Annotated in this window: 14 protein-coding genes; 7 read left to right on the forward strand and 7 right to left on the reverse strand. The window is 65.1% G+C overall.

Annotation, left to right across the window (positions count from 1 at the left end; all coding sequences use genetic code 11):
- Nucleotides 1–2132: 2132 nt before the first annotated feature.
- Both ACZ7L5_RS31205 and ACZ7L5_RS31210 read right to left on the reverse strand, forming a co-directional pair.
- The gene (locus ACZ7L5_RS31205; RefSeq protein ID WP_471520805.1) at nucleotides 2133–2987 is read right to left on the reverse strand and encodes a GNAT family N-acetyltransferase; all 855 of its coding nucleotides are present in this window, start codon (nucleotides 2985–2987) and stop codon (nucleotides 2133–2135) included.
- On the reverse strand, nucleotides 2987–6316 hold the full coding sequence (locus tag ACZ7L5_RS31210; protein ID WP_471520806.1) for a serine hydrolase: 3330 nt from the start codon (nucleotides 6314–6316) through the stop codon (nucleotides 2987–2989). The genes ACZ7L5_RS31205 and ACZ7L5_RS31210 overlap by 1 nt, the downstream gene beginning before the upstream one ends.
- 287 nt (nucleotides 6317–6603) lie before the next feature.
- Between ACZ7L5_RS31210 and ACZ7L5_RS31215 the strand changes: the two genes are divergently transcribed.
- From ACZ7L5_RS31215 to ACZ7L5_RS31235, 5 genes are read left to right on the forward strand one after another with little or no spacing between them, the layout of a single operon-like run.
- Nucleotides 6604–8163 (forward strand): ABC transporter substrate-binding protein, encoded by a 1560-nt coding sequence (locus tag ACZ7L5_RS31215; RefSeq protein ID WP_471520807.1) that lies wholly within the window; start codon nucleotides 6604–6606, stop codon nucleotides 8161–8163.
- Complete coding sequence (locus ACZ7L5_RS31220; protein ID WP_471520808.1) at nucleotides 8163–9125, forward strand: ABC transporter permease; 963 nt, start codon at nucleotides 8163–8165, stop codon at nucleotides 9123–9125. Before ACZ7L5_RS31215 ends, ACZ7L5_RS31220 begins: the two co-directional genes overlap by 1 nt.
- A gap of 2 nt (nucleotides 9126–9127) precedes the next feature.
- The gene (locus tag ACZ7L5_RS31225; protein ID WP_471520810.1) at nucleotides 9128–11029 is read left to right on the forward strand and encodes a dipeptide/oligopeptide/nickel ABC transporter permease/ATP-binding protein; all 1902 of its coding nucleotides are present in this window, start codon (nucleotides 9128–9130) and stop codon (nucleotides 11027–11029) included.
- Nucleotides 11026–12000: an ABC transporter ATP-binding protein gene (locus ACZ7L5_RS31230; RefSeq protein WP_471520812.1), complete on the forward strand. Its 975-nt coding sequence runs from the start codon at nucleotides 11026–11028 to the stop codon at nucleotides 11998–12000. Before ACZ7L5_RS31225 ends, ACZ7L5_RS31230 begins: the two co-directional genes overlap by 4 nt.
- 28 nt (nucleotides 12001–12028) lie before the next feature.
- Nucleotides 12029–13717: a PucR family transcriptional regulator gene (locus tag ACZ7L5_RS31235; protein ID WP_471520814.1), complete on the forward strand. Its 1689-nt coding sequence runs from the start codon at nucleotides 12029–12031 to the stop codon at nucleotides 13715–13717.
- On the opposite strand, the gene ACZ7L5_RS31240 is transcribed toward ACZ7L5_RS31235, so the two are convergent.
- Nucleotides 13701–14696, reverse strand: coding sequence for a pyridoxal-phosphate dependent enzyme (locus tag ACZ7L5_RS31240; protein WP_471520816.1), 996 nt, complete (start codon nucleotides 14694–14696; stop codon nucleotides 13701–13703). The genes ACZ7L5_RS31235 and ACZ7L5_RS31240 overlap by 17 nt on opposite strands.
- Nucleotides 14693–15628 (reverse strand): ornithine cyclodeaminase family protein, encoded by a 936-nt coding sequence (locus ACZ7L5_RS31245; RefSeq protein WP_471520818.1) that lies wholly within the window; start codon nucleotides 15626–15628, stop codon nucleotides 14693–14695. The genes ACZ7L5_RS31240 and ACZ7L5_RS31245 overlap by 4 nt, the downstream gene beginning before the upstream one ends.
- Nucleotides 15629–15767: 139 nt before the next feature.
- Between ACZ7L5_RS31245 and ACZ7L5_RS31250 the strand changes: the two genes are divergently transcribed.
- Entirely contained in the window at nucleotides 15768–16178 is a 411-nt protein-coding gene (locus ACZ7L5_RS31250) for a carboxymuconolactone decarboxylase family protein (RefSeq protein WP_471520820.1), read from the forward strand.
- Nucleotides 16179–16270: 92 nt separating this feature from the next.
- Nucleotides 16271–17383, forward strand: a complete 1113-nt coding sequence (gene menC, locus ACZ7L5_RS31255; RefSeq protein WP_471520821.1) for an o-succinylbenzoate synthase — start codon at nucleotides 16271–16273, stop codon at nucleotides 17381–17383.
- Between the two features lie 287 nt (nucleotides 17384–17670).
- Here the strand turns inward: menC and ACZ7L5_RS31260 are convergent, their stop codons facing one another.
- The 3 genes from ACZ7L5_RS31260 to ACZ7L5_RS31270 all read right to left on the reverse strand — a co-directional run bounded on the left by ACZ7L5_RS31260 (nucleotide 17671) and on the right by ACZ7L5_RS31270 (nucleotide 20859).
- Entirely contained in the window at nucleotides 17671–18777 is a 1107-nt protein-coding gene (locus ACZ7L5_RS31260) for a M20/M25/M40 family metallo-hydrolase (RefSeq protein ID WP_471520823.1), read from the reverse strand.
- Between the two features lie 251 nt (nucleotides 18778–19028).
- Entirely contained in the window at nucleotides 19029–19715 is a 687-nt protein-coding gene (locus ACZ7L5_RS31265; RefSeq protein ID WP_471520825.1) for an SDR family NAD(P)-dependent oxidoreductase, read from the reverse strand.
- A gap of 343 nt (nucleotides 19716–20058) precedes the next feature.
- Nucleotides 20059–20859 (reverse strand): transposase, encoded by an 801-nt coding sequence (locus ACZ7L5_RS31270; RefSeq protein ID WP_471520908.1) that lies wholly within the window; start codon nucleotides 20857–20859, stop codon nucleotides 20059–20061.
- Nucleotides 20860–20882: the final 23 nt, after the last annotated feature.

Consider the following 20882-nt stretch of genomic DNA (forward strand, 5'->3'; position numbering starts at 1 on the left):
AGCGCCCCGCCTGGCTGGACGCAACGTTCGGAACACCTGACGGGATCTCGGTCGCCCGGACGCGGCACGGGCGTTCCGTTCCGACCCCGCACGATTGCTGTGAGGGTCGTCTGACGGACCGGCCGGCGGGATGCCGCGCGATGCGCTGCCGAGCGCGTGCGTGCCGTTAGGTTGCGAATGTCTGGGGCGGGAGGCGCTGTTGGGACGTGGCGCAGCGGGTGGTGTGAGCCCGTCGGCAGGTAGAAGGAACTGTCGGCCGGGCTTCAGGAAGACGGCGCAAAGGCGTCAGGATGGTCGGTTGTCTGTAGCGACCTACCATGACAGTCTTTCATTGGCCGAGGTGGTTATAAATCAAACCGGCTGACGAATGGACAACAGAGCTGTTGCTGCGCTGTTTCCATCATCCGTGCGCATCGATCAGTTCGCGGGATACTGGTGCGCGGCATGGTCGTGCACCAGCTGCCACTGGTCTTGAGGAGATACAGCGGTCGACTCAGTCTCCTGGTGGACAGTGGGAGCTGTTGCGGAAGCCCCTGTGTTTGCTGCTTATCGCTTTTCGCGGTTCGCCCCGAGTCCCCCGGCTGCTTTAACCTCCCTGAGGCGGTCCGGGGGTTGGATGCCCCGGCTGCTGAATCCCCCTCTGTCAGCCGGGGTATCACCTCTCGTGGCGGGAAGCTTGAGAGTATCTCGGGGAAGTTCCAGTTCAGGACGTGCAGGAGACCCTCGCTCAGCGACCGAAGCGACTCAGATTCGCAATTTATCTGGCGAGGTATTTTTGTTGATGTTTGTCCCGAATTTGTGCGTCCAGTCATAATAGCGGTCGATCTGGTCAGCGCCGATCCACGTCGCAAGTCGTCATGAAACTCACCCGATCAAGGTGCGGCGGTCTCTCGGGATGCAACAGACCGAGTTCGCTGACCCGCAATCCCAAGGCGAAGCGTCCTGTGGCACCTGTGCGTTCCATCATCCTTTGTACGCGCCGTTGAACTGTTCTGTGTCCCAGGGCCAGTTTGTTTCCGATTGCCGAGTCGGGCAGTCCTTTGCCCATGAGTTCAAGAATCTTGCAATCAACCTGATCGAAACAGTGGGCGGATGACTCCGCACACTTCGTTGTGTGTCGGTCTGACACGTCGGACTCCCCGGATTCTGCTGATCGCCTGACCGTCGGCTGCACACAGGTGTGGAACCGACGCATGCACCCACCCGCTAGGGGTGATCATGGTGTGAATCGACCGCGACGTTCCTCCTGTCAGTGGTACGGATCGGCGGCTACCGTTGACGCCTGCGTGAGCCGTCTCCTCTCGTGGGTGTTCACTGTGGAGCAGGACGCCAACGTCTGCTGTGTTGGCACGTCGGCCTGCGCACTGATGGCGCGATGCTCGCGCACACGACGGAGACTTGGGACTGCTGCCGTTTCCGGGCAGGCATGCCAGGCGAGGTGTGAATGGCAATGCTCCGCATCATCTACCGATGCCTTGGCTTGACACCTGCCTCGGAGGTCAGGGGGCATCGGAATAACGTGCCGTGTGTGGGGGTAGGTGTGCGATGTACGACGTCCGCCGAAGGCGGCCGGCAGCAGCGCGGCCGATCGGGCTTGGGAGCAGTCGCACGCACAGAAAGCAACAAGCCGCAAAGCGGCGGCACCTCGGTTCCTTGCCCGGCTCACGAGGTGGTGGGGCATCGGAGCACAGGCTGATCGTTGATCCTGGCAGACAGCGAACAATGACAACAGTATGAAACTGTCACCCACCTATCCCGGGTGCAAGGTCCTCCCGTGGCGGCAATACGCCATGCTCCCCGGGCAGTTGAGCCGATGGGTTTGAGCGCTGCCGGGTCTGCGTCGGCCGCCACGACAGCAGCTAGGGCTGAAGCTTGGTCAGTGCTCACGCCTCGTTCCCGAGGTGCTAGCCGCCCGGCGCACTCGATCACCACAGGCCAAAAGTCCTACAAGCTCGACCTGTTCACCGCACTTGCCTGAGAAGCCACCGCCGACGAAGCACTCGGGCGCACGCTTACGCTGCTGCACGAAGGGGCGCTCGTCGCAGACGGCCTTCATGCATTCTTCCTTATGCTCTTGTCGTCGAACGGGGGCAGGCGCGATCCCTTGCGGTAGGGCGCGCCTGCCCCCTCGCTCACGTCGTGTGCGGGTGGCGCAGAATGTAACCGAAGCGCCGGTCGAATCCTGTGATCCGAAAGTCTTCCTTGAGCGCGCGCTGAAGGGTTTTGCGGACGGCATGTCGCCATGCGATGGCCAGGTCGGGTCTTTCCTGCCGCAGCGCGTCGATGTTCTCCGGGAGCCGGCAGGCAATCAGTTCCGCAGTCCCACCCCAGCGGAGGAGGGGTCTTTGCTCAGCGTCGTGGTCGAGCACTGCTTCTACCGGCTCGTCACCGACGGGGCGGGAGGCGTTCGCGTGATGCTCGGCGGGCCGCCATTCGATCAGTAGCCGGTCGCTGCCCCAACCGGAGTTCACCCCGTCTGACATCTCGCCATAGAAGTCCACGTAGTAGCGGGATGCGGTCGCCCCGAGTTTCTGCAGGTTGAAGTGGGCGTTCCGGCTTACCAACGGGTCGAATGTCCAGCTGATGAGATCGATGTTGCGACGCAGCGCCCAGGCGCCCTGGTGCAGCTTGAGAGCGAAGCCCACGTGACTGCCCTGAGCCTCCCGTGCGACCCCGGTGATGTGCGAATGCAAGTGGACGCCACCGCCTGTGTGGCGGTCGTCGGCGAGCAGCCCCACTGCCACCCCGAGGAGCTTCTCGCCCCGGTAGGCGCCTGCGGTGTACGCACCACTGAAACTGAGCACACGTAGAACCTCGCGGGCGAGGGGCGAATGGCCGGGGCCGACGGACCAGATGTCGGACAGCAGCTGCTCCGCTGCGCGAAATTCGGAGTCGCGCGTGAGTTCCCGGACGTCCACGTCACTGCGCTGAGCAGCCTTGGCTGCCTGTGCTTCTGCCGCCGTGAGCGGCGAGCGAACCACGGTCATCAGTCCATACTCCGATTCGCCCGGAAGCCATAGTGCATGTACCGGGAACCGTCCGGGAGTTGGTAGAAGGTGGCTGGTGACCATGCGTCCCCACTACCGCGGACGAGGCACTGGCCGTCGGCCGTTGCCACCATCTCCTGTTCATGTGTGCCAGCCGTCTGCCCCAGTGCGGACGCCAGCTCCTCGGAGTCGGTAGAGCGCATGATGAGCTTGCCGTGGCGTTCGACCACCTCGGTCCGCACTCCGGACCGCGAGTAGGTCCCGACGAACTGAGCGTGGTCGATCGGCGCTGTCGGCGGCAGAGAGGGGGAGGGCGGTGAAGGCATCCGGATACTCGTGCGGTCCGCTGTCGCCTCGGCGAGCAGGCGATTGAACAGGTCACGTATGTTGCCGCCGTTGGCAAGGACGGCTATGGCGACACCTTGATGCGGAAATAGCCGAAGACATGCGGCCTGGCCGATCGTGCCCCCATCGTGACCGACGACGGGCACCCCGCCCCAGTCGTCCAGCATCCAGCCGAGTCCCCAAGCCTTGGCCATGTCGCCGGCCGCAGGCACTTCGACTTGTTGCGTCTGCATCGCCGTGACACTGGCTTCGGAGAGCAGACGCTGCCCATCGCTGTGCACGCCGTCAGCAAGGTGCAGCCGTGCGAAGGTGAGCAGGTCGTCGACTGACGCGGTGATCAGGCCGGCGGGACCGCAGCTGCGCGGCAGCATCCATCGTTCAGCGGGCTTCAGCTCCCCGTCGACGAGCAGATGGCCTACAGCGGCCCGGTTCAGCAGTGCTCCCTCAGGCAGTGTGATCGTTCGGCGCAGTCCCAGGGGCTCCACGAGATAGTGATGCAGCGCGTCGTCCCAGCTCATTTGAGTCAGCACTTCAATGACACGGCCTGCAATGCCGAAGCCCGAATTGCAGTAGGACATCGTTGCCCCGAGGGGGTGATCGGCTCCCACTCCTGACATGTGCGAGACATACTCGGCGATGCAGTCGTCCCCCCGCCCCGTGTCCACGAACACGTCACCGGCGAGTCCACTTGTATGGGTGACGAGATGCCAGATCGTGAGGTTGTCCGTCAACTCCTCGCTGGAGCACTTGAAGTCCGGTATGAGGTCGACGACACGAGTGTCCAGCGTCAGGCGCCCCTCCTCGACGAGACGCATGAGAAGGCAGGTGGTCCAGACCTTCGTGATCGAGCCGATCTGGAACAGCGAATCGACCGTCGCTTCGACACCCGTGTCGCGGTTGAGGACGCCGTACGCCGCCGTGGTGACCTGGTCGCTGCCCCCAGGGTTGAGAGTGAGGATGCCGAGCACGGCGCCGGGTACGTCGCATTCCCGCGCAATCTGTGCCAGCCGGGCGGTCCAGTCAATGGCTGGTGGGCCATGGTCGGCTGGCGCTTGCCGGTCCATGAGCCATTCGGTGAGTCTTCTCTGGTAGTCCAGCCGATGCGAAGGCCGGCCGTCCAGGATGAATGTGTGAGAAGCGCCTGGATAGACGACCAGCCGCGTCTCAACCTCTTGCTGGCGCAGTGCGGTGAACCATTGCTCGGCCTGACCGAGCGGACAACGGTCGTCGGCCTGCCCATGCAGGATCAACGTGGGAGTCTGCACGCGGTTCACCTGGCTGATGGGCGACATCTCCCGGAGCCTGGCAACGTTCTCGTGCGGCAGAGCGCCGAACTCGTACCGCGCCATCGCTTGGCCCGCATCGGATGTGCCCGCCATGGACACGAGGTCACTGACTACGCCGCCCGCTACCGCGGCGCGGAATCGCTGCGAAGTGGCCGTCAGCTTGCAGGTCATGAAACCGCCGTAGCTGTATCCCGTCACGCACAGCTTGGCGGGATCTGCGAGGCCTCCCTCCACAAGGTGGTCGAGCGGCTCCATCAGATCTTGCTCGTCGATTTCGCCCCACGCGCGATTCACGGAGCAGTAGTGCTCATGGCCGTATCCATCACTGCCGCGCGGATTGAGCAGCAGTACATTCCAGCCCGCCGCCGCGAACACCTGGTGATAGGTGTGGGCGGGGTCAGCGGTTCCGCTCCAGGCATTGTGCGGACCGCCATGGATGTCGAGCAGCGTCGGTGCGGGGCCGGCGGTTGAAGGAGCCCGGAGAAGCCAGCCGGACACGGATGTACCGTCGCTGAGGTCGAACGTGCGGGGCTCGGGTGCGATGAGCTCGACATCAGGGAGGCTCCCGGGCCCGTGTCGGGTGAGCTGTCGTGCTGTCCCACCGGCCAGATCGACGACGGCTATCTCGCTGTAGGCCGTTGGTGTGCTGAAAGCGACCGCAGCCAGACTGCCGTCGGCGCTGACGGACAGCCCGGACACCACCGACTCACCCGCAAGTGCCTCCACAGCCACAGGTGATCTGGTGTCACCACTGAGGCTGTACAACGCAGTGCGACCAGCCGTACGTGCACAGAACAGTAGAGTTTGGCCGATGAACACCGGCCGCGCGCCGGGGTAGCCAACGCCTCCTGGCATGACGTTGAAGTCGAAGGCGGGTGCCAGTTCAGTGGCTGCTCCATCGGACAGCCTCACGCGCAGCAGCCGCGACGGCGCGCTGTCCACTTCTTGCGCGCCGACAACCAGCAACGCGGACCCGTCCGGGAACCACTCCACGGCTGTGGCCATGCCGGTGCCTGCGCCTACACGGCGGGCAGGCCGGGAGCCATCGACACCTACCACATAGACGGCCGAGGCCGCAGTGCTGTCGTCTGCCGGCCTGCTATGTGCGGTGAAAGCGAGTGAGTTGCCATCGGGCGACCATGTCGGGGTGCCGGCTTGCCAGTCTTCGTCCGTCAGGCACCGCACAGTCCCGGTAGCGAGTTCGAGGACGTGCAGCTGATGGCGTGTGAAGCCGCTGTAGCCGTCTCCGTCAAATTTGTAGATGAGCTGGTCTGCAACGAGCGGTGCGTGCGGTAGACGCGAGGAGCCATGCATATCGACCGGTGCGGTGAAGGCAATGTGTGCCCCGTCTGGACTCCAGACCGGCAGGCCCGTTCCACCAGGCAGGTCGGTGCAGCGCACGGGATCACCGCCGAGGGCGGGGATACTCCAGATCTGGTTGCAGTGAGTGCTCTTGCGCACGAACGCGATCTGAGAGCTGTCAGGTGACCATGCAGGTGAGCTGTCGTTCGGCCCTGTGGTCAGCTGCTGCGGCCGGCCGCCGTCGACGGGAGCAAGCCACAGTTCGCGCCGGTCGATGTCAGCTGCCGCATCGGGCGTACTGAGGACGTAGGCGACAGCGGTTGCATCCGGCGACACCGCAGGCTCGCTGGGGCTGCTGAGAGTGAGGAGATCATCCAGGCGGGGGGCACGAGACATGAGCCAACGATCGGCTCATTGCCGTAGGTGTGTCTTTGGCGAAAAGAACGAAGCTTCGCGCTGTCTTTGAGTAGCGCAACACCACATTCCGTCACACTGCTAAGTCACAGTGGCGGCTTGCCGCCAGATCTTGCGTCCCAGGCTGATGAGGTAGTCGTACTCGACGATGCTGGTGAGGACTCTTCGGGATTCTCCACAAAGACCCGAACGAGCCATCCACACATACTGGTGCACCACTTGAATCAGTGTTTTCCCTGCTTGGAGGGCTCATGCGGACGTCTAGAGTTGTGCTCGGCGTCGTGGCCGGAGCGGTGGTCGCGTCCGCGGGCTGCAGCGCCGGCGGTAGTAAGGGGACCGCGGCCACCGACACGGTGACCATCGCGATCAAGGAAGACCCGGGAAGCCTCGACCCCCACCACTCGACCCGCTCGGCCGCCCTCGAACTCGCGCGTTTCGCCTACGACACACTGGTGCACGTCGACAGCGAGGGCAAGACGGTCTCCGGACTGGCTGCTTCCTGGAAGCAAAGCGGCAGCACCTACACCTTCACGCTGAAGGACGGGGCAAGTTGTGCAGACGGGACGCCGGTCAACGCCAAGGTAGTCGCGGACAATCTTGCCTATGCCGCGGATCCGAAGAACGAGTCACCCCTGCTCGGCCTTGCTGTCCCGGCCAAGATGAAGGTGACCTCTGAGGTCAAGGCAGGGACAGTGACGATCAAGGCCGACAACCCAGGGGCCTTCTTCCTGGAGGGTTTGGCCACCGTGCCGATCGTCTGCGAGGCCGGCCTGGACAACCGGAGGCATCTCACGACAAAGACCGTGGGATCGGGTCCGTACGAGCTGACCGCTGCCGTGCCGAACGACCGTTACACCTACAAGCTCCGCGACGACTACGCCTGGGGGCCGGACGGCGCTTCGGCCAAGGCGAGCAGCATGCCCAAGACCGTGGTGTTCCGTGTTGTAGAGAACGAAACGACCACTGCCAACATGCTCCTCTCCAACGATGTCCAGATCGGCGCGGTCGCAGGCTCCGACCGCAAGCGGATGGAAGGCAACGACTTCTTCCGACGCGACGTACGCAACATCGCTGGAGAGATCTTCTTCAACGAGGCGTCCAATCGTCCGACTTCAGACGAACGAGTGCGCCGCGCGCTGGCGATGGCTCTCAACCTTGACGAAGTCGGCAAGGTGCTGACGAGTGGTTTCGACACCAAGGCGACCGGAATGATCACGCTGGAGCCCCGGGTGTGCACCGCCGACACCGTGACCGGAAACCTCCCGAAGCACGATCTTGCAGCCGCGGAGTCGCTCCTCGACCGCGCTGGGTGGAAGGCGGGCCCGAACGGTATCCGAGAGAAGGGCGGCAAGAAGCTCTCCCTCGACCTCCTGTTCGGCACCTCTGAGGCGACTAGGGCCACTGCCGCTGAACTGGCAATTGAGCAGTGGAAGGGCATCGGTGTCGAGGTGAAGCCGGTCGGCAAAACAGACGCAGAGGTCAACACCACGCTGTTCAACACCGGTGCGTGGGACCTGACCTGGAACACGCTGCAGGCTCAGCTTCCGAGCCAGCTCGTGCCGTTCCTGTCCGGCGCGACGCCCGGTGACGGCGGTACCAACTTCGCGCACATCGACAACCGAGGCTACGAGGAGGCTGCTGCCAAGGCGGCCGCACTCCCCGGCCCCGCTGGCTGTGACGAGTGGAAGAAGGCGGAGACCGCTCTGATAGAGCGCGTCGACGTGGTCCCCTACATCGGTAAGACGTATCCCGTCTGGGGCCGTGGAGTGTCGTTCGAATCCACTGCCTTCGGCATCACACCGACCAGCCTTCAAGGGCGGAACGGCTGATGAGTTCGACCACCGCGACCGGGTGGATCACGTTTCTCGCCCGCCGGCTGGTCCGGCTCGCGATCTCTGTGGTGGTGCTCCTGACCGCAGTCTTCGCAATGATCCACCTGGTCCCGGGAGACCCCGTTCGCACAGCGCTGGGACAGACGGCGTCGGAAGCTTTGATCGAGAGCCGACGCCGGTCCCTCGGACTGGACCAGCCCCTGTGGCAGCAGTACTTGGACTTCATGTCCGGGGTGCTGCACGGCGACCTCGGGATATCAATGGTGAGCGGCCTGCCCGCCGTAGATGTTGTGGGGCAGAGACTCGCGCCGACCCTGGAACTGGCCGTCTACGCCTTCCTCTTCGTCATTGTTCTTGCGCTGCCGGTCGGGATGCTCGCAGCTGTCCTCACCCTGTACGGACGGCGTCCGCGCATGGAACTCGGCTTCACGAGCATGACCGGCGCACTCGGGGCGATACCTGACTTCCTCCTGGCAGTGGCCCTTGTTTCGGTGTTCGCTGTCTCTCTCGACTGGCTGCCCGTTGCTTCGGGCGCCGGAGGGGCCAGCTACGTCCTGCCGGTTCTCGCTCTCTCGATCGGGCCGCTTGCCGTACTCAGCCGACTGATCCGGGTCGAGACCCTGCGAGTGCTGGGCGAGGACTACATGCGCACTGCACGTAGCAAGCGCCTGCCAAGCCGACTGCTCTACCTCCGGCACGCCTTGCCGAATCTGCTGACCTCGACGCTGACGTGGTCTGGTCTGCTCCTCGGGGGGCTTCTGTCCGGCACCGTCCTCGTAGAGAACGTATTCGCATGGCCCGGGCTGGGGACAGAGCTCGCCCGGGCGGTGCCCGCAAAGGACTATCCGATCGTCCAGGCTCTGGCGCTGGTGTTCGGTGCCGCGGTGCTTCTGATCAACCTTGTCGTCGACATCCTGATCGCCGTGGTGAACCCCCGATCCGCCATCCGGGAGGGCTGATCATGAACGCCCGTACACGATGGATTCGTGCCCTGCGCACCCCGTCGGCGATCGCTGCCGTGAGTCTGTTCACCCTGCTGATCCTGGTCACCGTTCTCGCCCCGCTCCTCCTCGATGGTCCCGCAACGGCACGCGATGTCAACGCGATGCGCGCGGGGATGACCTCCGAGCACTGGCTCGGCACGGACGGCGCGGGACGGGACGTCCTGGCCAGGGTGCTCATCGCCACCAGACTTTCCCTCGGCCTTGCCGTTCTGACCACAGCCATCGGCGTCGTCCTGGGCACACTGCTCGGCTGCTCCCCGGCTGTGCTCCCACGCCGTGCCAGCCGTCTCGTCATTGCGTTCATCAACGTAATGGTCGCCGTTCCTGGTCTGTTGCTCGCGCTCTTCCTCGCTGTGCTCTTCGGCGTCGGCGCGCGCGGTGCGGTGCTTGCGCTCGCACTGGCGATGACTCCGAACATCGCCCGACTCACCCACACGCTTGCCGCATCCGTGCAATCCGCCGAATACGTGCAGGCAGCCAGGATGCTGGGCGCGAGCAAGGCCCGCATCATCGGCCGGCACATCGTCCCGAACATCGCCGGGCCGCTCATTGTCGCGGCAACCGTGGCCGTCGGCAGTAATCTCCTCGCCTTCGCCGGACTGTCCTTCCTTGGATTCGGCGTACAGCTCCCGTCCTACGACTGGGGACAGCTGCTCAACGAGGGCCTGGACCAGATCTACGTCAACCCTGCAGCCGCGCTTGCGCCAGGTGTGGCGATCCTCCTCGCCGGCGTCACCTTCACGATGCTCGGGGAGTACTGCACGACGGCGCTCGGCACGTCTGCAACCGGAGGCTCACCACGGCGTTCCGCAGCGACCGCGACCGCGACCGCGACCACGGCGAAAGCGGTGGCAGCAACGGATGACGACGCTGCCGAACTGCGGGCAGTCGGTCTCACAGTGGTCGCTGACGGCTCCGACGGTCCGGTTCCTCTGGTGCGCAACGTTTCGCTCAGCCTCGCCCCGGGCGAGATCGTCGGCATGGTCGGGGAGTCCGGATCTGGGAAAAGCCTCACCGCTCTGGCCATGGCGCAGCTCGACGCACCGCCTTTGCGTGTTACCGCCCAGCGGCTGGAGTTCGCTGGTGAGGAACTGCAGCAGATGAGCGCCGCCGAGCGCCGCCGACTGCTCGGCACAGGGCTCGCCATGGTGTTCCAAGACCCGCAGACCGCGCTCAACCCCATGCTGCGTGTGGGACGCCAGCTGGCTGAGGTTGCCGAGGTGCACGCTGGTGTCGACCGGTCGGGCGCTCATCAACTGGCCGTCGACAGGCTTGGCGCGGTGCGGATTCCGGCACCCGACCGACGGGCGCGGCAATACCCCCACGAGTTCTCGGGAGGCATGCGGCAGCGAGCTGTCATTGCCATGGGACTCATGGGAGACCCGCGGGTCATACTGGCCGACGAGCCCACGACCGCCCTGGACGTGAGTGTCCAGAAGAGGATCCTCGATCTTCTCGTGGACGTCGCCGATCAACGCGCTGCCACGGTCCTCCTGATCAGCCACGATGTAGCCGTTGTCAGTCAACTCGCGGATCGCGTCGTTGTGATGTACGCCGGACGAATCGTCGAGGACTTGCCCGCAGCCGACCTCGTCTCGGGAGCGGCACACCCGTACACCAGGGCGCTCATCGCGAGTGTGCCGGATCTGACCACCGATCGGTCGCGCCCACTGCCGACCATCCCGGGTGGTCCGCCGGACCCGCGGGCCATGCCTGCTGGCTGCGCATTCGCTTCTCGCTGCCCCCGTGCCGAAGAACGATGCCGCGAGGTTGATCCCGAACTTGTGCAACTGACACCGAAACACCGGGTGGCGTGCTGGAACTCCCACATCGCCATGGCCGACCAGGAGCCGAGATGAGTGCGCCCACCCTCAGCATCGAGGGCCTCACAGTACGCTTTGCGTCGGGCGGCAGGACACTGACCGCCGTCGATGGCGCAAACCTCGTTGTGCCCAGTGGCACGACTGTCGGCCTGGTGGGGGAATCGGGATCGGGCAAGTCCACTCTGGCGCGAGCCATCGCCGGCCTCGTCAAGCCTGATGGCGGTCAAATCCGGCTCGGCCGTGAGGAACTCACCGACGAGACCCGTAGGCAGGTCCAGCTGGTCTTCCAGGATCCGAGTTCCGCTTTGGACCCTCGTATGTCGGCGGGTGCGTCGGTGGCCGAGGGCCTGCTCCGGCGGACCGATCTCCGTCGAAATGAACGTACGGGCGAGGTTGACCGGCTGCTGAGTCTTGTCGGGCTTGAACCCCGCCACCGCACCGCGTTGCCCCGGCAACTCTCGGGTGGTCAGCGGCAGCGTGTGTCACTGGCCCGTGCACTGGCCGCCAAGCCGACCGTACTGATCGCAGACGAGATAACGTCCGCCCTCGACGTGTCGGTTCAGGGCGGCATACTGAACCTGCTGCGCGATTTGCAGGCCGAGCTCGGTCTGACCGTCCTGTTCATTTCACACAACCTGGCCGCAGTGCGCTACGTCTCGGACACCATTGCCGTGATGTACTGCGGGCAGGTCGTCGAAGTGGGAGCGGCCGACAAGATCACCGCTGCACCGCGACACCCTTACACAGCAAGTCTGCTTGCTGCCGTGCCCACGCTCGGCACGCCCGCAGGCACCTCCTTGGAAGAGGAGGAGGTCCCGGACGAGCTCCGCGACACCGAGACCGCCGACCCGCACCATCCACCGCCGGGGTGCCGGTTCCATCCGCGCTGTCCGCGCGGTCCCCTCGTGTACACGGACCATGACCTGTGCCGCAGAGCCAGGCCGCCTCTCGGCGACGCGGAAAGCTTGACCGACGTAGCCTGCTTCTACCCTCTGCCGATTCACTGATGGTGACCGAATCCGGGAGGTGATCACCATGGCCGCCGGCACATCCGACCCCAACTCCGTTCCATTGCCTTCCTTGTCGCGCAGGCACGTGACCATGGCGCGGGTCCTGCAGCACCTTGGTATGACGCTGCTTGACGTCGTGGCAGGGAATCCCGGATTTGCCGGTGCAGTCAACGGCGTGGCGATCTACGATCCACTTGAAGGCCCCGCCATGCCCAAGGGTGCGATGGTCCTCGGCGTGGGAGTAAGCGGGGATGAGCAGGTCGCGCAGCTGCTGCAAGCCGTCCGTGCCTACGAACCGGCAGGCGTGATCATCCGTGCAGTGGGGCAGGCCGGAGAACAGACGAAGGCGGCACTGAACGGCACTCCCACGGTGCTCCTCAGCCTCACCCGTGGGGCATCCTGGACCCAACTTGCCGCCCTGCTGCGCACCTTGCTTGCAGAAGGAGACATAGGCGGCGGACAGGACCGAAAGGACGACAACTCGATCGGCCCCGGCGATCTTTTCGCACTCGCCAATGCAATTAGTTCGCAGATCGGCGCTCCCGTCACGATCGAGGACCGGGACTCTCGGGTCGTGGCCTTCTCCGGGCACCAGGACGAGGCCGACGATGCCCGGATTGCCACTGTGCTCGAGCGGCAGGTTCCGCACCGGTTCATCGAGGCCATGGTGACGAAAGGCGTCTATCAGCGCCTCTACGAGGGCCGAGGACCCGTTTACATCGATCCCGCGTCCCTTCCAGGCCAGGACCTGCTCATTCCACGCGCCGCCATCGCCATCAGGGCCGGGGACGAACTCATGGGGTCCATGTGGGCGGCCGTCAGAGGGCCGCTCGGCCCAGAGCTCGAGCAGGCATTCGTCGATGCGGCGAATCTGGTGGCATTGCATATGCTGCGCATGCGTGCCGGAGCGGATGTGGGCCGACGACTGCGAGCTGACCTTGTGGCAACTGCCCTGGAAGGCGGGCCATCGGCATCTGATGCTGCAGACCGGCTCGGCCTGATGGGCCAGGCCGCGACGGTGCTCGCCCTTCAGCTCGCTGATCCGCCAGCTGCGGCGGGCCCGTCGATACTGGCGGCCGGCGAACGGGAGGTGCAGCGCGTCGCCGATGCGCTCTCGATGCACTTGTCGGCCCGTCATGCAGGTGCAGCAGTTGCCCTGTTGGGCCGGATCGTCTATGGCATCCTGCCGCTGCCCCGGGGACAGAGCGACGTCCAGGACTTCGTACGCATCGCGGAACAATTTCTGAAGCGTCTCAGCGACCGCCCGGATGCGGTCGTCGGGGTGGGACGCATTGTGGAAAGCATCTTCGACCTTCCAGAATCCAAGCGGGATGCCGACAGGGTCCTGCGCGTACTGCGCTCGACGCAGGTCAGTCAACGTGCGGCGTGTCTGCAGGACGTGCAGCTGGAAGCGCTTCTGCTGGAGCTCTCACTGTCCACCGAGCACGATGCATGGGTGCCCTCGGCCCCCGTCATGAAGCTCCTCGACTACGACATGCAGCACGGCACGCACTTCACTGCGACCCTGGACGCCTGGCTGGACCGGTTCGGTGACGTCGTGAGCGCATCTCAGGCTGTCCACGTGCACCCGAATACGTTCCGCTACCGGCTCCGCCGCATGAGCGAGATCTGCGGCATCGACCTGGAGGACCCGAAGGCCAGATTCGCAGCGATGTTGCACCTGCAGTTGCGGGCGATCACCGATTCCCGTTAAGCCCCGCACCAGTGAGTGAGACGAACCGCTCAAGGCCTACATTGCCGCCGCTGATGACGACGCCGGTACGCATCCCTTGGGCGCTTGCTCGGCCTGCCAGCATAGCCGCGACGGCGATGGCGCCGCTTGGTTCAGTGACGAGCTTCATCCGGTCGAAAAGGAAGGCCATCGCACTCACGATCTGCTCGTCATCGACGAGGACCACGTCGTCGACGAGACGGCGCATGGCCTCAAATGTCCACTTGCCCGGTGTGGTGAGCATCTGGCCATCGGCCAGGTGTGGCCGCAGGGGCACCTCGAGTCGGCGGCCGGCTTCCAGCGACCGCTTGGTCACTGCGGAAGCCTCGGCCTCGACACCGATGACACGGCAGGCAGGGTTCAGCAGCTTGACGGCTGAAGCGTAACCACTTATGCCGCCCCCACCGCCGATGGGAGCGATCAGAAGATCCAGCTGGCCAACCTCGTCGATCAGCTCGAGCGCTGCTGTCCCGGCGCCCGCGGCGATGGTCGGATGATCGTAAGCAGGGACGAACGGCAGATCTCGATCAGTTGCAAAGGCGGCACCTGCGACTGCCTGCGGCTGTGCCGATCGGTCGTACTCCACCACTTCGGCGCCGTAGGCGAGCGTTGCGGCGCGCTTGACGGCAGGCGCGTCGCTCGGCATGAGCACGGCGGCAGGTATCCCCAACTCCCTCGCGGCAAGTGCTACGGCTTGCGCGTGATTTCCGGAACTGACCGTGCACACTCCACCCGTGGACACGGACCGCGGCATCCGTGACATGAAGTTGTAGGCGCCCCGGAACTTGAAAGAGCCTGAGCGCTGGAAAGACTCGCACTTGAGAAAGACCGGGCCGCCGACCAGATCGTCCAGTGTCGAGGACCGCATCACGGGCGTACGGTGAGCCACGCCGTCAAGCATCCGCCGCGCACTGTGCAGATCCTCCAGTGTCAGATCCGGTCTACAGTCCTGCGTGCTCACGCGATCACCGCCTGGAACGCCATCGCAGCCGCTGCAGCGTCCTGGAATCCCGTACCGGTGGAGTCGAACACCACTGGGCGGCTGTCCCGCACCGCCAGCTCCGGCCGGCCGGAGGAGACCAGCAGCTCACCCAATTCGCCCAGAACATCAGCGGAGGTCATCAGACCGCTGTCCACCGCGTGGTGCAATTCCCCCACAGCCAGAGCCTGGCCCAGCACGTCCGGGACCACCGCACAGGATGCAGTGAGTTGAGCAGACAATTCCTGCTTGTGTGGGCTGTCAGCGCCCACCGCGGCGACGAAGGCCCCCTTGAGAAGGTCCCCGCTGTCCAGCACAGGTGAGTTGGCCGGCGTGCAGGTGGCTACGATCGGTGCGTGGGCCGCGTCGCGCGGTGCACCTACGACCTCACACGGCATCCTGAGCTGGTCGCGGATCCGCGCGGCCAACTTCTCGGCCGATTCTGGACGGCGCGCCCAGACGCGCACCAGGCTGACGGGCCGAACGCTCGTCAGCGCTCTGGCATGCTGCCAGGCCTGCTCACCAGCGCCGATCAGGCCGAGCACGGCCGCATCCTCAGGTGCGAGAAGGCGTGCAGCTACAGCACTGGCAGCGGCGGTCCGCACGGCGGTGACACTGCCGGAGTGCAGGGCTGCAACCGGCTCGCCGGTGGTGCTGTCAAAGAGCAGCAAAACCCCTTGGATCGCGGGGCGCTGAGGCGGATTGCCGAAGAACGCGCTGTTCGCCTTGACGGCGAAGTAGCCCTGGCTATGGCCCGCCTTGACGTGAAACTCACCGGTTTCCAGGTAGCTGTCGAGCCGCTCCGGCCCTGGAAAGTCCCCTCGCGCGTGGGCACGAAACGATTCGTCGATCGCGTCGATCAGAGCGGGCAGCGAAAGCTTGTCTGCAATGTCGTTGGCACTGATTACATGCATGACACGTAGTGTGCTGGGCAGGGCAGGCGACCATATCGGAGCACAGGCAGAAGATCTGCCACAGCCGTTGTCGTACAGGACGACACGGCATGTGCGGCCGAACGTGGCGCCGAACTACTCGATGAGTGAGGGTGTCTCCATGTCCGATTCCAAGCATCATCTCCTTGATCCCGACCACGCCGTCACCCCCTCGCCGGAAGAGTTCCGACGTGCCAGGGCCGAGGGCAATCAGCGACTGCGCAGCGACGCATCGCTCTTCGGATCGTTTGCCGCACTCGACGACGCCGCGTATGAACCCCGAGCACTGCCTGCCGCGACGAAGGAACTCATCGGCCTCGTCATCTCCGTGGTCAAGGACTGCGAGGAGTGCGTCTACTACCACCTGGAACGATGCGACGAAGAACAGATCGACCGAGACCAAGTGATGGAAGCCTTGCAGATCGCCCTGGTGGGAGCCGGGTCGGTCACGGTCCCCCTGCTCCGACGCGCTGTCACCTTCATGTCCAAGCTTCCTCATCTCGGTGATCTCAACCACGAACGACAGGAATGAGACGGAAGGTTGTCCTGGGCGACAGGTGAGACCCTGCCGATTTCGTACCGGCAGACGAAGTGTGATGCATTCACCTGAAGTGAGATGGACACATGAAAATCGCCGAGGTGGAGCTGCGCAGGGTTCGTCTGCCGCTGAAGGCTCCTTTCCGCACATCGTTCGGATCTCAGTCCGAGCGCGACATCCTGCTTATCCAGGTCACGTCCGATGACGGTACGCGCGGGTGGGGCGAATGCGTGGCGCTGAGCGCCCCCCTCTACTCCTCCGAGTACGTCGACGGCGCGCATAGAGTCACCCGCGACTTCCTGCTGCCTCGTCTTTGGATGCTGCCGGACGTCACTGCCTACGGGCTGGAGGCCGCGCTGGCGCCGATCTCTGGCCACCGAATGGCGAAGGCCGGGCTGGAGATGGCCGTCCTCGACGCGGAGCTGCGCACGCGCAGAACCTCATTGGGCGAGCACCTCGGTGCCGTGAAGGCCCGAGTCCCGTCGGGTGTATCGGTCGGCATAGCCGAGTCGATTCCGGCGCTCCTGGATGTGGTGGCCGGCCATCTGGACGAGGGATACAGCCGAATCAAGCTGAAGATCGAGCCGGGCTGGGACATCGAGCCAGTGCGAGCGGTCCGTGAGCGCTTCGGTGACATCCTGCTGCAGGTCGACGCGAACGCCGCGTACACCACGGCAGACGCCACCCTGCTGGCGAAGCTCGATGCTTTTGATCTCTTGCTGCTCGAGCAGCCCCTCCCAGAAGAGGACATCCGCGGCCACGCTGCCCTCGCCACGCAGCTGCAGACGCCGATCTGCCTCGACGAATCGATCACCAGTGCTCGGGCAGCAGCCGACGCCATCGCGATCGGCGCGTGCAAGGTGGTCAACATCAAGTCCGGTCGAGTCGGTGGACTGCTTGAGGCGCGCCGTGTGCACGACGTGTGCGCCGCCCACGGCGTGCCGGTATGGTGCGGCGGAATGCTAGAGACCGGCATCGGCCGCGCTGCCAACATGGCATTGGCTGCGCTGCCCAACTTCCTTCTACCCGGTGACACATCCGCCTCTGACCGCTTCTGGCGCCGTGATCTCGTGACCCAGCCCTTCGTACTCCGTGACGGCCACGTAGACGTCCCAACCGGGCCAGGACTTGGCGTCGAGATGGACGAGGCATGGCTCGATGAAGTCACGGTGTCCAAGGAATGTCACGCGCCAGCGTGACCGGCCGGCGTGTGGGCCGCGTGCGTAGGAGTGAGGAGCCGCCCCTGCCATACGCGGTGCGTGGGGGCGGGCGGGGCGGGCGATACGGCGATAGAGGGTGCCGTCGATTGCGGGGGAGAAACAGGTCTAGTCCTGTTTGTGCTACTCCGCAAGACTCGACGCCCGACGGCAGCTCCGACCGGTGTGGGGCATCACGGCTGACCCCGGCGCCGCCCGGGCGTGGTACTCGCCGACCGCCGGCCCCATCTCAGCCCATCCATCGAGCACTGAGCCGGGACCGACAACTCTCACAGCGTGGCAGCAACCAAACCCGCAAGCAGCGCGGCTGACCGCGGCAAGTCGTCGACGACGACGTGCTCTGCGGCGGTGTGCGCTCCGCCGCCTACCGCCCCAAGTCCGTCGAGGGTGGGGACACCTAGTGCGGCGATGAGGTTGCCGTCCGAGCCTCCGCCAACCGTCACTCCTCTCGGGCGAGGCAATTCAAGGTCTGCGGCAACGCGTTCCGCAAGGCCGAACAGGCCCTCCGACGAAGCAGCTTCCAGCGGAGGGGCATGAACAGGCCTGCGGATCTGCATGTCTGCCCCCGGCAGCAGACACGTAAGTGAATGCAGCGCCTTGTCGACCCGTTGCTGCTCTGCGACCGTCAAAGCGCGGACGTCCACGGCGATCGTTGCTGCCCCTGGCACCGTGTTGACCGTGTCGCCGGCGGCGACGACCGTCGGAGTCACCGAGGTGCCGATCGCTGGTGCATTGAGTGCAGCGATAGCAAGCACCTGATGGGCGAGTTCCACCGTTGCGTTGACACCTCGCTCCGGCTCCAGCCCTGCGTGTGCGGCTCGCCCCTGGATTGCGATCTCGTACTGGCTGATGCCCTTCCTGGCGGTCTTCAACGCCCCGTCCGCACTCGGCTCTGTGACGAATGCGGCGATGCAGCCACGCGCCGTCTCCTCAATATGCCGTCTCGCGGTGGGGGAGCCCAGCTCCTCGTCTGCCGAGACGAACACGGCCACTCCGTCGAGGTCGTCGAGCGCGGCCAACGCATGGAAAATGAGCGTGAGTCCGGCTTTCATATCGAAGCAGCCTGGACCACGCGCGATCCCGCCGGACACCATCCAAGGGCTCCGTTCCAGAGTTCCAAGAGGATGGACGGTGTCGTGGTGCCCAACAAGAAGGACGCGACTAGGGCCTGAACCGAACCGCCATCTCAGATGTGTCCGGCCTTCCACCACCAGGAGTTCGGGTTCAGCTCGCAGCAAGCGACTGCCCTGAGCTGCTACGACTGCGGCGCTGCGGGCAAGCGCCGCAGTGTCGTGTGAGGGAGACTCAAGAGAAACGAGTTCACCGAGATCTCGGAGCATGGCCGGCAGAACTGCGCGGAAGCGGTCGTGCGTCATGAAGCCATTGTGGGGGCGGGACGGTGAGCGGGATTCGTGGGGCAGCACGAAATACGTGCTGCCCCACTGTGGGCATGCAACCGCACGCTGCACACACAAGGGCGCGCCTGGCCTGGTCGACGAACACGCGCATGACCAGGTGCCTTACCTCGCCAGTCACGAACAGCCCTCGGCCCGACCGCCGCAAACTCTTGAGATCAAGCCATCACAGATCACGACCGGTTTCCACGGAACCCTCTTGCCGGCCTGGATCACTGCGTTCGAACGGCCTCCTTCGTCCGGGCACTGTGCAGAATCTCGTGCTCCCACTGCTCTCGCGGCTGCATGTGGAGACGCCAGTAGTGCTCGGCGATGTCATCCGGGTCGAAATCGGTGCCCGGCGCAACAGGCCCGTCCACCGTGACACTGGCGACATGCACGCCATCACCTCCGTACGTCTGGTCGAGGAGCTCCACGAGTGTCCTGACCCCGGCCTTGCCGAGAGAGAGACTGACGTACTCGCGCTTGGGCTCAGGCATACCACCGGTGATGATGATGGAGCCACCGCCTCGTTCCACCATCGACGGTGCGACGTGTGACGCCGCAGTGACGGCTCCAACCACATTGACTGCCCACGCTTCCATGTGGGCTGTGACAGCCAGCTCGCCGGGTACGTCCGGCTGGATGATCGCGGCGTTGTACACGATAACGTCGGGCGTGCCGAGCTCCTCGGCTGCGCTGTCGAGGGCAGCGCGCAGTGCCTTCTCGTCAGCACTGTCCGCAGTAAGAGCCACAACCCGGGCACCGGGCGCTGCTGCTTCGGCAACCGTTTCTGCAGCCGCCTCAACGGTCTTGACAGTGCGCGCTATGAGAGCGACCGTCATGCCTTCTCGTGCGAACCGGCGGGCAACTGCTGAGCCGATGCCTGGTCCGGCTCCAATAACAACTACTCCGGGCATGACCGGCTCCTTGCTGTAGAGGTGACTCAAGGCAGAGACCTTAATGGTTCACATTGATGTGAAGGTCAAGTAAGGGCGGTCGCGACCGCAGACTCAGGCGGACGCTCGCCGTGAATACGCCGGATCAGTGCTGGTTGGCTGTCCGGTGCGGGAGTTAAGCGTTCGTCCAGTGTCCACGGGGAGTGCCTGCTGCGGGACTTGGGCCCTAGGAGCGTGGGTCGGTAATGGCCCAGCCGACGAGCGGTTGTGGATCGGCTGATGGCCGGTCGCGGCCGCTTGTTCGGGCCTGGTGCCGCAGTGGTGGGCTCGGTGGGCCGTTGTTCAGGGGGCTCCGTCCGGGCCGTCAGGCTCGGGCGGCGGCCAGCCCGGCGGTTCCGGCGTGCCGGAAGATCTTGCGGAGGTCGTGGCAGGCCGCCAGCAGTCGCCATTGGCCACGGGCCCCGGTCTCAGCGCGCAGCAGCAGTTCACGGCCATCCTGGCAGGTCATAATCTGGCCGTATACAGGTTCGACGATGGCCTTGCGGCGGCTGTAGGCGGCGCGGCCGGGTTTGGTCCGCAGCTTGCGGGCCATGCGCTCACGGGCCGTGGCGTCCTGCGGGATGCGTCCGCGCGGTGTGGCGCTGACCTGCTCGTCGTGGGTCAGACGACCGGTGGCCATGAACGTGTCGGTGCCGTGCTCTTCCTTGCGGTCGGCCGCGGCCGCGAGGTTCGCCTCGGAGCAGTACCCTGCGTCGACCAGCGCCTGCTTGGGATGGATACCGGTGTTCGCGGCGGACTGGTCGAGCATCATGGTGTAGTTCAGCGCGTCCGAGGGGTTCGTCGTCACATCGGCGGCGGTGATGATCTGGTGCGCGCCGTCCACGACGGCCTGGGCGTTGTAGGCCTGGATGTAGGCCCCGTCGCTGTTCTTCATGATCCGGGAGTCCGGGTCGGTGAAGTTGGCCTGCGCCTTGTCCATCGGCCGCGCAACCTCGGCGGCCAGCCGCACCATCAGACGCGGGTCATACGGCGGGAACCCGCGCTTCTCAGTGTAGGCCGCCAGGATCGGGGCCAGGTCCAGGACCTCGTCGACCAACTCGGCGGCGAACCGCGCCAGATGGTCCTGCGGCAACCACTCATCCAGCGACGGCGGCAGCAACATCATCTGATCAGGGACGAACACCCGGA

This window comes from Streptomyces sp. NPDC107528 (assembly GCF_055639295.1).